This is a genomic window from Gemmatimonadota bacterium (genome assembly GCA_009692115.1).
Classification (GTDB): Bacteria; Gemmatimonadota; Gemmatimonadetes; order Gemmatimonadales; family GWC2-71-9; genus SHZU01.
In genome coordinates, this window is the sequence record SHZU01000001.1 from 271918 (window position 1) to 287131 (window position 15214).

At 65.0% G+C, this 15214-nt stretch carries 14 protein-coding genes; 9 read left to right on the top strand and 5 right to left on the bottom strand.

The window, feature by feature from the left end; genetic code table 11:
• Nucleotides 1-82: 82 nt before the first annotated feature.
• The 3 genes from EXR94_01300 to EXR94_01310 are packed head-to-tail and all read left to right on the top strand — an operon-like array spanning nucleotide 83 to nucleotide 2914.
• Nucleotides 83-955: an SDR family oxidoreductase gene (locus EXR94_01300; GenBank protein ID MSR01364.1), complete on the top strand. Its 873-nt coding sequence runs from the start codon at nucleotides 83-85 to the stop codon at nucleotides 953-955.
• On the top strand, nucleotides 895-1659 hold the full coding sequence (locus tag EXR94_01305) for a sulfite exporter TauE/SafE family protein (protein MSR01365.1): 765 nt from the start codon (nucleotides 895-897) through the stop codon (nucleotides 1657-1659). The genes EXR94_01300 and EXR94_01305 overlap by 61 nt, the downstream gene beginning before the upstream one ends.
• A gap of 46 nt (nucleotides 1660-1705) precedes the next feature.
• Nucleotides 1706-2914 carry a membrane dipeptidase gene (locus EXR94_01310; GenBank protein MSR01366.1) on the top strand — a complete coding sequence of 403 codons (1209 nt, stop codon included), beginning with the start codon at nucleotides 1706-1708 and terminating at the stop codon, nucleotides 2912-2914.
• Here the strand turns inward: EXR94_01310 and EXR94_01315 are convergent.
• Nucleotides 2911-4524: a transcription termination factor Rho gene (locus EXR94_01315; protein ID MSR01367.1), complete on the bottom strand. Its 1614-nt coding sequence runs from the start codon at nucleotides 4522-4524 to the stop codon at nucleotides 2911-2913. The genes EXR94_01310 and EXR94_01315 overlap by 4 nt on opposite strands.
• Here EXR94_01315 and EXR94_01320 point away from each other — a divergent pair.
• The 3 genes from EXR94_01320 to EXR94_01330 are packed head-to-tail and all read left to right on the top strand — an operon-like array spanning nucleotide 4379 to nucleotide 5911.
• The gene (locus EXR94_01320; GenBank protein MSR01368.1) at nucleotides 4379-4918 is read left to right on the top strand and encodes an acyltransferase; all 540 of its coding nucleotides are present in this window, start codon (nucleotides 4379-4381) and stop codon (nucleotides 4916-4918) included. The genes EXR94_01315 and EXR94_01320 overlap by 146 nt on opposite strands.
• A 38-nt stretch (nucleotides 4919-4956) precedes the next feature.
• The gene (locus tag EXR94_01325) at nucleotides 4957-5496 is read left to right on the top strand and encodes a cyclic nucleotide-binding domain-containing protein (GenBank protein ID MSR01369.1); all 540 of its coding nucleotides are present in this window, start codon (nucleotides 4957-4959) and stop codon (nucleotides 5494-5496) included.
• Between the two features lie 31 nt (nucleotides 5497-5527).
• Nucleotides 5528-5911, top strand: coding sequence for a hypothetical protein (locus EXR94_01330; GenBank protein MSR01370.1), 384 nt, complete (start codon nucleotides 5528-5530; stop codon nucleotides 5909-5911).
• Nucleotides 5912-5914: 3 nt separating this feature from the next.
• Here the strand turns inward: EXR94_01330 and EXR94_01335 are convergent, their stop codons facing one another.
• Nucleotides 5915-8497 (bottom strand): S9 family peptidase, encoded by a 2583-nt coding sequence (locus EXR94_01335; protein ID MSR01371.1) that lies wholly within the window; start codon nucleotides 8495-8497, stop codon nucleotides 5915-5917.
• 263 nt (nucleotides 8498-8760) lie between these two features.
• Between EXR94_01335 and EXR94_01340 the strand changes: the two genes are divergently transcribed.
• Nucleotides 8761-9096 carry an FKBP-type peptidyl-prolyl cis-trans isomerase gene (locus EXR94_01340; GenBank protein ID MSR01372.1) on the top strand — a complete coding sequence of 112 codons (336 nt, stop codon included), beginning with the start codon at nucleotides 8761-8763 and terminating at the stop codon, nucleotides 9094-9096.
• Nucleotides 9097-9105: 9 nt separating this feature from the next.
• Nucleotides 9106-10560, top strand: coding sequence for an amidase (locus EXR94_01345; protein MSR01373.1), 1455 nt, complete (start codon nucleotides 9106-9108; stop codon nucleotides 10558-10560).
• Here the strand turns inward: EXR94_01345 and EXR94_01350 are convergent.
• Nucleotides 10557-10880 carry a hypothetical protein gene (locus EXR94_01350; GenBank protein ID MSR01374.1) on the bottom strand — a complete coding sequence of 108 codons (324 nt, stop codon included), beginning with the start codon at nucleotides 10878-10880 and terminating at the stop codon, nucleotides 10557-10559. The genes EXR94_01345 and EXR94_01350 overlap by 4 nt on opposite strands.
• A 170-nt stretch (nucleotides 10881-11050) precedes the next feature.
• Here EXR94_01350 and EXR94_01355 point away from each other — a divergent pair, with 170 nt between their 5' ends.
• Nucleotides 11051-11779: a hypothetical protein gene (locus EXR94_01355; protein ID MSR01375.1), complete on the top strand. Its 729-nt coding sequence runs from the start codon at nucleotides 11051-11053 to the stop codon at nucleotides 11777-11779.
• A gap of 38 nt (nucleotides 11780-11817) precedes the next feature.
• Here EXR94_01355 and EXR94_01360 read toward each other — a convergent pair whose 3' ends face one another.
• Both EXR94_01360 and EXR94_01365 read right to left on the bottom strand, forming a co-directional pair.
• On the bottom strand, nucleotides 11818-12804 hold the full coding sequence (locus tag EXR94_01360) for a DUF4249 domain-containing protein (protein MSR01376.1): 987 nt from the start codon (nucleotides 12802-12804) through the stop codon (nucleotides 11818-11820).
• Nucleotides 12662-15169, bottom strand: coding sequence for a hypothetical protein (locus EXR94_01365; GenBank protein ID MSR01377.1), 2508 nt, complete (start codon nucleotides 15167-15169; stop codon nucleotides 12662-12664). The genes EXR94_01360 and EXR94_01365 overlap by 143 nt, the downstream gene beginning before the upstream one ends.
• Between the last annotated feature and the right edge of the window lie 45 nt (nucleotides 15170-15214).

Genomic DNA, 15214 nt, shown 5'->3' on the forward strand with positions numbered 1-15214 from the left:
CCTCTCTGATCCACGGCGCTTCCCTCGTATCTTGGGTGTCGGAACCTAGCGCCACACCGTCACCTCGCGAAAGGAATTCCGCGTGTTCGCACCCGGCATTTTCAAGGGCCAGCGTATTCTCATTACCGGCGGCGGCACCGGCCTCGGTCGCGAAATGGCCGCCAAGTTCCTGATCCTCGGCGCCGATCTCTACATCTGCGGCCGGCGGAAGGGCGTCGTCGACCAGACCGCCGCCGAGTTGATGGCCGCCCACGGCGGCTCGGTCAAGGCCTACCAAGTCGATATCAAAGACGCCCCAGCGGTCGACACGATGATCCAGTGGATCTGGGACGACGGTGGACCGCTGACCGGTTTGGTGAACAACGCGGCCGGCAACTTCATCAGCCGGACCGAGGACCTCTCGCCCCGGGGCTTCGATGCCATTGCCGGCATCGTGCTCCATGGCACGTTCTACACGACCCACGCGGTCGGCAAGCGGTGGATCGCGGGCGGTCATCGGGGTTCCGTGCTGTCGATCGTGGTCACCTGGGTCTGGACCGGATCGCCGTTCGTGGTGCCGTCGGCCATGTCCAAGGCCGGCATCCATGTTATGACCCAGTCGCTGGCCGTGGAATGGGGCCGCTACGGGATTCGTCTCAATGCCATCGCACCGGGCACGATTCCTACCGAAGGCGCCTCGAAACGGCTGGCCCCCGATCAGGACGATCCGGCTGAGTCGGCCAAGCCGAACCCGATGGGGCGCCACGGCGAAATGGCCGAACTCCAGAACCTGGCCGCGTTCCTGATGTCCGACGGTTGCGACTGGCTCACGGGCCAAACCATCGCCCTCGACGGCGCCGGGCACTTGGCCAACCACGGCGGATTCGCCTCCCTCTCGGCCTGGGGTGACGCCGAATGGCAGCAGGCCCGCGACCTGATCAAAGCCCAGAACGCCAAGGACAAGGCTGCCCGGTGACCGGACCGGAGTTCGCGGCCGCGACGGTGGTCATGGCGCTGGGGTCGGTGCTTCAGGGAAGTATCGGTTTCGGCCTGGCGTTGTTCGCGGCGCCGTTGTTGGCCCTGATCGACACCCACTTGGCGCCCGGGCCGCTCCTGGTGGCCAATGTCGTCCTCACAGGCCTCATGGCCAGGCGGGAGTGGCATCAGGTCCGGGTCGGCGATCTCGGCTGGTCGTTAGGCGGGCGCGTGATCGGGATTGCCCTTGCCGTCGGGATCATGGCCGGTCTCTCGACCCATGGGCTCGAACTGTTCTTCGGCGGCACCGTCTTGGTGGGCGTCCTGATCACCGCGCTGGGCCTCTCGTTCAAGCTCAATCCGGGCACCTTGGTCGGGGCCGGCCTGGTGTCCGGTATCATGGGCACGGCCACCGCGATCGGCGGTCCTCCGATGGCCATCGTGTATCAGCGGGAATCGGGACCGAGCTTTCGAGGCACCCTTTCGGCCTACTTCACCATCGGGGCGGTGCTGTCGGCGCTGGGCCTCTATTGGGGCGGACGGTTCGGCCTGCCGGACCTGGTCTCGGGCCTCCTGCTCTGCCCCGGAGTCTTGGCCGGCTACCTCGCGTCTCATCGGTTCATCGGCCACGTCGACCGGAAAGGCGTTCGACCCGCCGTGTTGACGGTATCCGCCATTTCCGCGATCGTCCTGATCGTCACCTAACGGAGGCCTCGTGCCGCCCACCCTCGACCCTAACCCAAGACCGCCAATGCCCCTTCGACTTCTGGCGCTGAGTCTCCTCATGTTCGTACCATATCTCTCGGCCCAAGACGCCGCGCTGATCGCCCGGGCCAAGGCCATTCACGACCGGGTCCTGACCCTCGACACTCACGTCGACATCAATCCGGACAACTTCACCCCGGCTCAGAGCTACGCCACCAAGATCAAGACCCAGGTCAATGTCCCGGCGATGGAGGAAGGCGGCTTGGACGCCGTGTTCTTGATCGTGTTCGTCGGACAGGGGGATGATTTCTCCCCGGCCGGTCTGGCGAAGGCCACCGCTTCCGCGCTGACCAAGTTCGATGCGATCGATCGGCTGGTGAACGACTTGGCCCCCGGCCGGGTGGCGCTGGCCCGTTCCGCGGCCGACGTCCGGCGAATCTACGCCTCGGGCAAGAAGGTGATCCTGATCGGGGTCGAAAATGGCTACCAATTGGGCGATGACCTGGGCAACGTCCGGCGGTTCGCCGGACGGGGCGCCCGGTATCTGTCGTTGGCCCACAATGGCCACAGCCACTTGTCGGATTCGAATACCGGCGAGCGGGACGGCATCTGGAAGCACGGCGGCCTGTCGCCGTTAGGCCGCCAGGTGATTGCCGAACTGAACATGTGGGGCATCATGGTCGATATCTCGCATCCCTCGAAGGCCTCGATGATGCAGACCCTCGACATCACCCAGGCGCCGATCATCGCCTCCCACTCCGCCGTTCGCTCGCTCTGCAATCACAGCCGGAACCTCGACGACCAGCAGCTCAAGGCGTTGGCCCAGAACGGCGGAGTGGTCCAGGTCGTGGCCTTCAATAGCTACCTCAAGTGCCAACCGGACTCCCCCGAGCGCCAGCAAACCATGGAAGCGCTGCGGGCCAAGTACCCAGGCGGTCTGCCGGATTCGGTCCGGACCGAACTCAACCGCCGCTTCCCTCCCCCGCCGCGGGCTACCGTCCGGGATTTTGCCGACCATCTCGATTACGCCGTCAAGTTGATCGGGCTCGACCATGTCGGGATCAGTTCGGACTTCGACGGCGGGGGCGGGATCGAGGGCTGGAGCAATGCGACCGAAACGATCAACGTCACGATCGAATTGGTCCGCCGCGGCTACACCGAGGAACAGATCGGGAAGCTGTGGAGCGGCAACCTGCTCCGGGTCATGGAAGCGGTCGAGAAGACCGGCAAGCGCCTTCGAGGCGAGGCTTCCTAGTCCGAACGGGCCAAGAACGTGATCAAGTCGGCGTTGGACGGATACCGCTTCAGATCCACCAGGAGGTCGCTCATCGCAATGGCGGGCGGCCTTCGGTCGATTCGGCGGCGCACCACCCGCGTCGCGGCCAGCGCCGGCTCCGACAGCAGCAACTCCTCCCGCCGGGTTCCGCTGGCCACGATGTCGATCGACGGGTAGATCCGCCGCTCGGCCAGCTCGCGGCTCAAGACCAGCTCGCTGTTGCCGGTACCTTTGAACTCCTCGTAGATCAGCTGATCCATCTTGCTCCCCGTGTCGATCAGCGCCGTGGCGATGATCGTCAGGGAACCCCCGCCGTCTTTGGGGTCGACTTTCCGGGCGCTGCCGAGGAACCGCTTGGGCCGTTCCATCGATTGGGAGTCCATGCCACCCGAGAGAGTCCGGCCGCTCCCCTTGACCACCGAATTGTAGGCCCGGGCCAATCGGGTCAGCGAATCAACGATCAACACCACGTCCTGGCCCAACTCGACCCGCCGCCGCGCTCGCTCCAGCAACAGTTCGGCCGCCGCCACATGCCGGGCCGGGGGGCAATCGAAACTCGACGCGATCACCTCGCCATATCCGGCGGCCTCGATCTCGAAGATTTCCTCCGGCCGTTCGTCGACCAGCAGGATGAACAATGCCGCGGCCGGATGATTGGCGGTAATGCCGGCGGCAATGGCCTCGAGCACCATAGTCTTCCCGCCTTTGGCCGGGGCCACGATCAGGGCCCGCTGGCCTTTGCCGAAGGGACAGAGCAGGTCGATGACCCGGGTGGTGAAATCCGGCTGCCCCTGGCGAATCAGCTTCGATTCGAGATTGAGCATTTCCTTCGGGTGGATCGCGCCGAGCCGCTCCCAGTCGGGGCGAGTGGCGAGTTCCGCGGCCGGCCGGCCGTTGATCGTTGCCACCACGTCGAGACTGCCGCCGCCGCGGCCACTGCGGGTCGTCCCGGTAATCTCGTCGCCCGGGCGAAGCCCGTACTGCTGCACCGTGCGATCCGAGACCTGCACGTCCTGGTTGTGCGGCTGGTAACTTAGTTCTCGGCGGCGGAGAAACCCGCTGGTCCGCCCGTTCATCTCGAGAACCCCGGCGGCTGGACCGCCCGCTTGGGCCGGTGCCGCTTCGCGCTGGCCTTGCTCGGGACCCCGAGCCGGCCGACCACCCCTTCGATCGCGTCGCCTACGAGCCATGAAGCTACCTTGCCCACGAGGATCTCGAGGGGCCGATAAAAAGAGGACAACTGAAACCGGGACTGGGGATCGGGCCAGGATAGGAGCCCGTTCCCCAGTAAAGAGACTCTGAACGGGGGCCGGAATCAAGGCACCAAGCCAAAATGGTCGCCTAACATTCGGACCCGGGTCGGTTATTTTCCCCGGTGTGGGTACGCTACCCCCCTCGATCGCCACCCGTGGCGGGCCGATCACCCGGCTCGTCGGACGCACCATGCTCCGGCTCCTCGGCTGGCGCGTCGAAGGCACCCTGCCCGACCGAAAGAAGATCGTCGCGGTCGTGGCCCCGCACTCATCCAACCTCGACTTCTTGATCGCGATCGGCTTGGTCTTCTCCTGGAATCTGGCGGTCCGGTACATCGGGAAGAAGGAGCTCTTTCGCTGGCCGCTCGGTCCCATCATGCGATGGCTGGGCGGCATCCCGGTTGACCGCAAAGCCACCAAGGGTTTTCTCGACCAAGTGGTGGCCGAATTCGATCGCTGTGACCAGGTACTTCTCGGGGTCGCGGCCGAGGGAACCCGAACCTACGGCGCCAAATGGAAGACTGGGTTCTATTGGATCGCCAAACGCTCCCAAGCGGCTATCGTCCCGGTCTACCTCGACTGGGGGCGGAAAGTCTTCGGGATCCTGCCCCCAGTGCCGATCACCGATGACGCCGAGGCCGATCTTCGGGCCATCGTCGGCCTGTTCGCCGAGTTCCCCAGACAGGACGGCCGGACCATCGACCTGGCCCGAGCCTTGAGCCCGAAGTAATCCTCCAGAAACGCGGGCCCCGGCCGATCCTCGCTGGTATGGCCACCCGCATTGCCGCCACGCCCGGTCCAACGGTCCAAGAGGCCCTGGCTGCTCGCGGGGCGGTCTTGATGTCATCGACCCCCGAAGAGCAAGCCGAACTCCTCGACGAAACCGAGTGGTCTCGGCGGCTCGAGTGGCGCCAAGTACTGGCCATGGCCGGGTACCTGCGCCTCTACCAGCTCCCCGAAGGCCAAGCCCTCTTCCACGAGGGTGACCACGACGCGTTCATGGCCATCGTGCTCGAAGGCGGGCTCCAGATTCATAAATCCGACTCCTCCGACCAAGACCGGATCGTCACGACAATTAGCCGCGGCAAGATGCTCGGCCAAATGTCGCTCCTCGACGGCGCCTCCCGGTCGGCCTCGGCCACCGCCGCCGAACTGACCACCTTGCTGGTCCTGACGCGGCGTGAGTTTCAAGGCCTCGGCGAGGACAACCCGACCTTGGGATTGGCGATCACGACCGCGATTGCCGCGACGATCGCCCAACTGCTTCGCCAGACAACCGGCGCCTTGGCCGAGCACCTCGAGAGCTAGCCTGGCCGGCCGGACCTGCTACAATTCGGGGATGACTCGTGTCTTCGCCGGACTCGTCGCCCTCGTCCTCCTCATCGGGTGCGGTTCGACCGACCCCACCCTCGACTCGATGTCCGGACGGTGGCGCGGCACGGTGAACGGGCTGGGGATCGGCTTCGTCACTCTGGACCTGACCGAGGACAACCACACCGTCACCGGAACCGGTGAGTGGACGCCCCAGGTCGGATCGGGCACCAACCCGCTGACGGCCCAGGGACTCCGATTCGACGCCAACATCCAGATCAGCCTCGTCTTCGCCTCCCCAACCACCCCCCAGACCCTCGTCATGGCCGGACGGGTCCTCGGCTCGAATTCCATCTACCTGCTATTTCCGACCGACCCGAACGCCACTCGGATCACGTTCGAACGCCGGTAGCCTTCAGCTCACGTCTTTCCCGTTGGGGCCGGCGTTCTTGACGTACTTGTCCAACCAGGCCGTCCACCGTCCCCAGAGATCCAACAGCGTTTCCTTGGTGGCCGGACCGTGGTCCTCGAACGGATAGAGATACATCGCCGTCGGTTTGCCGAGGCCGTTCAACGCCTGAAACAGCCGGGGCGAATTGATCGGATCCGTGCCGACGTTCTGGTCGCCGAGACCGTGGTACATCAGGAGCGCCCCGGTCAAGTTATTGGCGTGCAGCAGCGGCGACATTTGGAGATAGGTGTCCTTCGCCTCCCACAGATCCCGGCGTTCGCTCTGGAAGGCGAGCGGGGTCAGAGTCCGGTTGTAGTTGCCGTCCCCGGCAATGCCCGCCTTGAAGAACGGGGTGTGCGCCATCGCATTGACCGTCGAGAACGCGCCGTAGCTGTGGCCGCCGATCCCGATCCGAGTCCGGTCGACGAGCCCACGCCGATCGATCTCATCGATGACGGCCGCCAAATTGTTCCGGAGGTCGTTCTCATAGTTGTTGTTCATCTGCCCCGCCGATCCGACGATCGGCGCATCCGGCTCCACCACCGCGTACCCCGCGCGAGCCAAGATCTGCATCGATCGGGCACCGAAGACCTGGAAGGCGTTCCGATTGAAAGTCCGCGCCCCGCGGTCGTATTCCGCTTGCCCCGCGTACTCCCGCGGGTAAAACCAGAACATGGCCGGCAGCCGGGTCCCGGGCTGGTAGCCGGGAGGCAGCGTGACATTGACCTTGAACTTGAACCCATCGGGCCGCTCGACGATGAAGCTTTCCTTCGGTGCCCGGGTCAGGTCGGGCGTGGGATCGACATTCTGCGTCAATTGGACCAGAGCGTCCCGGTCGCGTCGAAACGACTGCGGCGGTTCGGTGGCCGACTCGCGAGACACAATCAATTGCACGGAGTCGAGCTTCTGATAGGCGAGCACCCGTTCGGAGAGGCGGTCGTTCCCGCTCTCGAAGAGCCGGGTCTTCTCACCGGTTCGAAGCTCGATCCGGTCGATGAAGGTCTTAGGCCCGGTGATGGTCGGGTTCCGGTCGTACGTGGTGCCGGCCAAGAACGCCCGCTCACCGTCCGAGGAAACCTTGACCGGCCGGATCACCCGGCCGGGGACCCCGAATTCGGCAAACGGATTGGCCACCGGCATCAGGCCGAACTCCGGAATCAAGGTGCCCGGGTTGGCGTACACGTCGTCGGCACGGTATCGGGCCACCGTGTATTTCTTCGTTGGCTCGGCCAGAAACAGGGCAAACTCGTGGACGTTCTGGCCGGTCCGTTCGCTCAAGAACACCGTCTTGCCGTTGAGGGCAAAGCGCAGGGTTGAAAGCCGGGATCCGTTCTCCAACACTGTCGTGATTTGGGCCGAGTCGTAAGGCGGAAGCCATTGGCGGAGCCGGTCCTTGCGCCGCGGCCGTTCGTCGCCGATGGCCAAGGTGTCGCTTCCGGTCGGTTCCGATCCTTGCTCCAGAAACCAAAGCCCCGGGCCGTCGGGACGCCAGACGATCTCCCGGCGGCCGTCGCGGGCGGCGTCTCCGCCTCCAACGCCCGGTGCGGTCGGAGTCCGGCTGGTGTCGACCCCGACGTTGAGCGGTTCTTCCGTCAGCTTCGCGACCACGGCCCCTGCGGCGCTCCACAACTCTTCGACCCGGCCAAAATTCCCGACCGGCACGATGTACGAGAACGGCTTCTTCATCCGAGTCACCCGAAGGTACTTCCCGTCGGGCGCCACATCGACCCGCTCGACCATCGCCGGTTGCCCAATTTTGGTCACCGCCCTGGTTTGGACGTCGACCAGTGCGACTTGGCCGGTGGTGTGCCACTCGAGCAGCGCCTGGTGATGGGGCGTCGCCATCAAACTGGCGTAGTTCCGGAGCCGATTCTTGTCCTTTTCCTCAGCGAGTTTGACCTGGGGCCCCGTTGGCACCGCCGACTCGACCGGCATGGAGCCGCGGGGTTCCGGCATCAGCACCGTGGCCAGCTGCCGGCTGTCATCGGTCCACTCGAAGCCGGTCGTCAGCGTGGCCAGCACCGGCACTTTGGTGACCTGGCGGGCTTTGCCGGTGGCCGCGTCGGCCACCCAGAGGTGGCTCCCGTCCGGTGTGTGACCGAAGAACGCCACGCTCTTTCCGTCCGGGCTCCAGGCCGCGTCGGAAATCCTGACCCCAGCCGGCAGCGCCACCGGGGTCGTCGATCCATCGCGTGCGGCGATCAACTCGAGGCCAACGTTGCTCCGGATCGTCAGATTCCGATTCCGATGGGCCCGAAAGTCGAGGAACAATCCACCCAACTCATGAAACGGCTTCGAGAACACCTCCATCGTGACCGGGCCGTCGCCGAGTTCATTGATGAACCAGGTTCGTTCCGAGTTGATCTCCGTCAACGACACATTGCGATACCGCGGAGCGAGCACCGCATCCGCGATGGACTGGGCCGGCGCGACGAACCGTTCGGACCGAAGCACCGAATCCACTGCCGCCCGCGCAGACGGAGTTTGTTGGGCCGAGGTGGCAGACGCGACGAGTAGCAAGGCGGCGGGGCCGATGAGACAACGCATGGCAAGCTCCAGAATGACAGAGGGAACGGATTAAATAGACGGCCCAAGGGGCTGGGCCACAAGTACTCGGCACTCGGCGCTCGGCATTCGGCACTCGGCACTCGGCGCTCGGCGGTGTATTTTGGGGGATGAAAAAAGTTCTGACGTTCCTTGCGGTGGCGGTGGTGGCGGGGGGCTGCGGCTCCGAAGCCACCGGCCCGGTCCCTGACCCTGACATCACCATGATTACTTTTGCGCCAGCCTTGGGCATCGACGTGTCCAAGATGACCAAGACGGCTTCCGGGCTCTACTATCGTGACCTTACCCTCGGTGCGGGCGCCACGGTGTTAGTCGGCAAACGGGTCTCCATTCATTACATCGGCTGGCTGACGAATGGCACCCAGTTCGACGCCAATCAACCACCCAGCAACCCGTTCCAGTTCACGGTGGGCCTTGGACAGGTCATCAAGGGCTTCGATGAGGGAGCCCGGGGTATGGCCATCGGGGGGCGCCGACAGCTGGTCATTCCGCCGTCGTTGGGCTACGGCGGCACCGCCCAGGGCCCGATCCCGGCCAATGCCGTCCTCGTGTTCCAGATCGACCTCGTCGCCATCCAATAGCCCAAGCCCATGAACCTCTCCGAGTACGCCCGCTACGACGCCCTCGGCTTGGCCGAGCTGGTCCGGACCAAGCAGGTCACCCCGGCGGAACTCGCCCGGCTGGCGTTCGAAGGGATCGCCGCGGTCAATCCAACGATCAACGCCGTCATCGCGCCGATCAGCGACTGGGAAACCCGGTTTGCGAGCCAGCCCAAGGGGGGCGCGTTCCACGGGGTTCCGTTTCTGATCAAGGACCTGGTCCTCCACCTCAAGGGCGTTCCGAGCGATGCGGGGAGCCGCTTGCTGGCGGGCCGGTTCGTGTCGCCCCATGATACGGATCTGGCGCGGAAGTTCCTCGACGCGGGGGTCAATTTTCTCGGCCGGACCAACACCCCGGAGTTTGGCTTCAATGCCAACACCGAGCCGGTCCTCTATGGATCGACCAAGAATCCCTGGGACCTGACCCGAAGCGCGGGTGGCTCGAGCGGGGGGTCGGCGGCGGCGGTTGCGGCGGGGATCGTTCCGATCGCTCACGCCAACGATGGGGGCGGATCAATTCGGGTCCCGGCTTCGAACTGCGGCCTGGTGGGGCTCAAGCCCACCCGGGGGCGCACGCCCGTCGGACCCGAGTACGGGGAGGCGTTGCACGGCATGGGTATCGAGCATGTCGTGACTCGTACCGTCCGCGACTGTGCCGCGATGCTCGACGCCGACGAAGGCCCATCCCCCGGCGACCGGTTCATCATTCCGCGGCCGGTCCGCCCCTACGCGGTCGAGGCGGCCACGCCCCCTCGAAAACTCAAGATCGCGTTCTCGACCCACGGGATGATGAACGCGGTGATTGATCCCGAGTGCCGGCGGGCGGTCGAACTCGCCGCTGCGCTCTGCGAGTCGGCGGGGCACCACGTAACGGAAGCCACGCCGAGCTACGACGAGGGACTGTTCCACGCGGCCAACCTGACCTACTGGTGCGGATTCTTGGCCGGGGGCATTGCCGGGGCGTCGCAGATGCTTGGGCTCACCCCGTCACCCGACAACCTCGAGGCCGCCACCTGGGCCAGTTTCGAGCATGGCCGAAGCCTCAGCTTGCTCGACCTGGAGATGGCCGATGTCTTCGCCAACTTGGTGTGCCGGGCGGTGGCGCCGTTCTTTACCCAGTATGACCTGCTGATTACCCCAGTCCTGTCGGACCCGCCGCTTCCGTTAGGCACGTTCAACCAAGACGCTCCAGTGGCGAACGCCAAGGCGTACTACGACTTCCTGTTCGGCCGGGTGCCCTTTACCGGCCTCTACAACATGACCGGCCAACCGGCCATCAGCCTGCCGTTGCACCAAACCCCGGCCGGGCTCCCGGTCGGGGTTCAATTCGTCGCGCCCTGGGGCGACGAGGCCACGTTGCTCAACATCGCCGGCCACCTCGAGCAAGCGGCGCCGTGGCACCAGCGCCGGCCGCCGGTTCACGTGGCGAGCCCGGCGGCCCGCTAAGACACGCTCCAGCGATCGGGGGCCCGGACCATAGCCCCCGCTCGCAGCAGCCGGGCATTGGCCTCGACGTCATGGACCCGGACGTAGTCCACCGCCCAGGCCGCCAAATGCTGGGTCAAGGCCAGCGTCTCGGTCTCTCGATCGGCGGCGGTGGCGCACGGTCCAGACCCGCCCGGCGCGAACCATGCTTTGAGAAATGACTTCCGGGAATGCCCCACCAGGAGCCGGACGCCTAACGTCCAGAACTCGCCGATCCGGGCCAGAATCGCCGCCGTCTGGGCCGTCGTCTTGCCGAATCCGATCCCCGGGTCGAAGATCAGCCGCTACGGCGCCCTCCGCGTGAGCCACGTCGGGCGCGACCTGATCATTCTCGACTGGGCCTTTCAGACCGACCCGGGGAATCCGGAGTTGAGCCGGGGGGTTGCCCCGTAGTGGTGTGGCAACGGGGTCGGCTTGGCTAGCTTTGGGGCAACCCCAACCCGATCCCGCCATGACCGATCGCAACCACCATGAACTCCGAATCCTCAGAACCTACGGCTTGATCACGACGCTCCTGCTCACCGTCTTCTCGGTCAGCGCCTTCACACAGACCCAGAAAGCCAAGTTCACCGAGATCGATGTCGAACGGATCAACATCGTCGAGCCGAACGGCCACTACCGGATGGTCCTCTCGAACCGGCCCCGTTCGATCGGCCCGATCGCTTATGGCAAACCGTTCGGATATCCGGGTGGGAGCCGGCCCGGGATCATCTTCTTCAACGATGAGGGCACCGAAAACGGTGGACTGACGTTCTACGGCAAGACCGAGAACGGCAAGTTCACCTCGGGTGTCCACATGTCATTCGACCAGTACAACCAGGATCAGGTGGTGGTCCTTCAATACATCGACGAGAACGGCACCCGTCGAACCGGCCTGACGTTCGCCGACCGAGCCGACGTCCCGATCATGGAGGTGGTGGCGCAGATGGACTCGGTCAACAAAATGCCCGACGGCCCAGCCAAGGTTGACGCCCGGGCCAAGCTACTCGAGCCGAAGAACGGAGTGCCCATGTACGCCGAGCGCGTCTACGTCGGCCGGAACCGAGCCAAAGCCGCGGTGCTCAACCTATCCGACCGGGAGGGCAAGCCGCGAATCCGGCTCCAGGTCGACTCGCTCGGCGTCGCGAGCCTCGAGTTCCTTGACGCCGCAGGCAAGGTGGTCAGTCGGCTGCCGAATTAGAAACTCGGCGCTCGGCGCTCGGCACTCGGCACTCGGCGCTAGCGGGGTGGGACGGGGGTAGTGCGCTCGGACACTTGGGCGGAGAAGAAGTAGCCGAGCGGATAGTGGGACTGGTTGGTGCGGTTCGACATGTTGCCGCGGACCGATGCGGGGGGGGTGGAGAACGGGCCGCCTCCGCCGGTGGTCTGCTTGAAGAGTGCGGTGTAGTACCGAAAGCCGCCTTCCGAGAGAGCGACCTGGCGCAGGGTGACCTGCTGGCCCGGTTCGACCACCTCTTCGTCGTAGGGTTGATACCCGATCACCCGGCCGCCGTCGTAGAACCGGTCATCGCTGATGATCCGAAATTGGTTGCCGGGATCGGTATTGAGCCGGGGCTTACCGTCGACCAGGAGTTCCCAGAGATAGTAGTTCTTGGTGCCGGCCGGATCGGCGTAGTCGATCAACGCCCGAAACCCGGAGTCGCCTTGGGCCAAGCCCTGCTCCCGATAGATGAAATAGAGCGAGTCGATCGGGGCCACCGGATTGAGTTGGTGCGAGCCCTCGTACCGCTCCCCGTCAAAATCGATGGTGAGGGTGTACCGGGCCCCAATGACGGGCGCCAGCCCATCCCGCTGGTAGACACCGGGCTCGGTGGCTGATTCGGTAAACGCAAAGCTCCGACCGGCATCGTCGGCTACTCGGACAACGGCGCCCCGGGCCGGCGGAGGGGGCGCCGAACTCTGGTACGCATCGGTCGTGGTCAGGCGAATCCGCTGCCGGGCCACCGGGTCGTTGTCACGCAGCTCGATTCGGCCCTCGATCACCAGGCGAACCGGTCCTTGGCTGACGGTCAGATCCACCACGCGAGTGCAGCCGGCGGCGGCCAGCGCCACCAGCAGCCACTTAAAACCGGAACGAGAAACTGACACTGGGCACGATCCCAAAGATGGACGTTTGGACCGCCTCGACCTGGAGCGGGTTCGACTCCGCCTGACGGAAACTGATCGACTGGGCGTTGAAGCGGTTGTAGAGATTGTAGAGCCCAAACTGCCACTGCTTGGAGCCCGACGTTCGGGTGAACGTCAGATCGAGGCGATGATAGATCGGGAGCCGGGACGCGTTCCGGGGGCCGTACTCGACGACCACGAGGCCGTTGTACTGATACCGCGACTCGGGGTAGGTCATCGGGAGGCCAGTGGCCAGCACGAAGGTGCCACCAAGGGTCCACTTCCGGTTGAGTGGCAGGAACCCCACCGCCGACACGTCGTGGGTCTTGTCGAACGGCGAAGGGTAGTAGCGGCCGCCGTTGATGCCTGGGTCATCGGCCGTGAGGCCGCGGAGGCGGCGCTCCGACCGGCTCAGGGTATAGCTCAACCAGCCGGTGAGGTCGCCGGTCCGTTTCCGGGCATAGAATTCGAGGCCGTACGCCCGGCCGTCGCCCTGGAGCATTTCGGTTTCGAGGCGGTCATTCAGCCCTAGATCGGCTCCGTCGATGAAGTCGGTCACGTTCCGGAGCCGTTTGTAGTACCCCTCCACCGAAAATTCGTAGGCTTCGCCACCCCAGGTGCTGGCATAGCCTAACGCCATTTGATCGGCGACCTGGGGTTTGAGATAGGGCCCCACCGGTTCCCAGATGTCAACCGGCGTCGGTGAGTTGGTGTTGGACACCAGATGGAGGTATTGGCGAGTCCGGGTATAGCTCGCCTTGAGACTCGCCGTCCGGGACAACCCGACCCGGATCGAAGCCCGGGGCTCGAGGCCGCTGAACGAGGCGATCGACTCGCCGTCGCGGTACACCGTGCTGTCGATGACGGTGCCCCGCTGATAGCGGCCCAGCGCCGGATCATAGGCGAGCGGCCCGGCGCCGGCGTAGCGATAGATCGTGGCTCGCCCGGTCCGCCAAAACCCCGCCAGCCGGGCGCCATAGCGAAGAGACACCTTGGGGCCGAGCTCGATTTCGTGGCTGAGATGGAGCGCGGGCGCGACGCCAAAACGCTGCTGCAGGTCAATCGGAAGCACCGGCGAATTCCCGACCGGACGGATGCTCCCGGGTTTGAGATCGAAGCTGGTGAGCTCTCCGCCGAACTCGAGCAGGTTCCCGTTGCCGATATGGTAGGTCTCGTTGAGCTTGAAATCGGCGCTCCCGATCCGCGAGGTCCACCGGAGGTCGCGGCCGAACCCGAGGAATTCGAGCCCGTAGTCGTAGTCGCTGACCGCGAGAACCGCTTTCGAGAACAACCGATTTCCAAAGGCTTGGTTCCACCGCAGGGTCCCGGCCACGTTGCCCCAACTCGCCGCAAACTGGTCGGCCACCTTGAAGCGGTCCCGGCCGAAGTAGCCCGAGGCCATCAGCGTCCCGCTCGAACCAAGCCGGACATTCCCCTTGGCGTTCAGGTCATAGAAGTAGGCCACATTCTGGTTGAGATCGGGATCGCTCGACAGCTTGAGGAAGAGATCGGCATAGGTCCGCCGGCCCGCCACCAGATACGACCCAACCTGGCTCGGCAACGGCCCCTCCACCGACAACCGGCTCGACAAGAGACCCACGGTCCCGTTGCCCTCGAACTGCTTCGCATTCCCTTCCCGCTGGCGGACGTCGAGAACCGATGACAACCGGCCCCCATACCGGGCCGGGATCGCCCCCTTGTAGAGCTTCACGTCATCGATCGCATCGCCGTTGAAGACGGAGAAGAACCCAAAGACATGGGCCGGATTGTAGATCGTGGATTCGTCGAGGAGAATCAGGTTCTGGTCGGTGGTGCCGCCCCGGACACTAAACCCGGTCGAGAAGTCACTGACTGTGGTGACCCCTGGCAGGAGCGTCAGGGTCCGGATCGGATCGACCTCACCGAGCACCACGGGGACGAACCGAACCGTCTTGAGATCGAGCCGGGCCGTGCTCATTTCAGGACTGCTCGGATCGACGTCGGACGAGTCGCGGGTGCCGCTGACCCGGACCTCCTCGAGCTCGAAGGGGAGCGCCGCGAGCCGAAAGTCCCGGCTCGCCGACCCAGCCAACACCAGGGTATCGACCCGAGCCGCATAGCCGAGGGCCCGAACCCGGATGGTATGAAGCCCCTTCGAGAGGGTCAGGACATAGAAACCGTCCTGGTTCGAGGTGGCTCGGCAATTGGCGCTCGGCACTCGGCACTCGGGGCCGTCGGCCGAGATGGTGGCGTAGCGAACGACCTCCCCGTTCGCCTCCAAGCGAACGTAGCCGCTCAGCCGAACCGGACCGTTTTGAGCCGCAAGACTCCGGGAGGACCCAAAGAGTCCGCCCCCCAGGGCCAGCACTACCGTCAGGATCACACCCACGCACCGCACCACTTTCGCCCCAAAGCCAAGCCCCTCCGACCGCCCTAGGATAGCCCCCCCCCTCCGCCCCCGCCACCCCACCGAGCGCCGAGCCATTATGCCATTTTGGCGCAAATGGCAGGTATGGCTATTGCCCAAAGA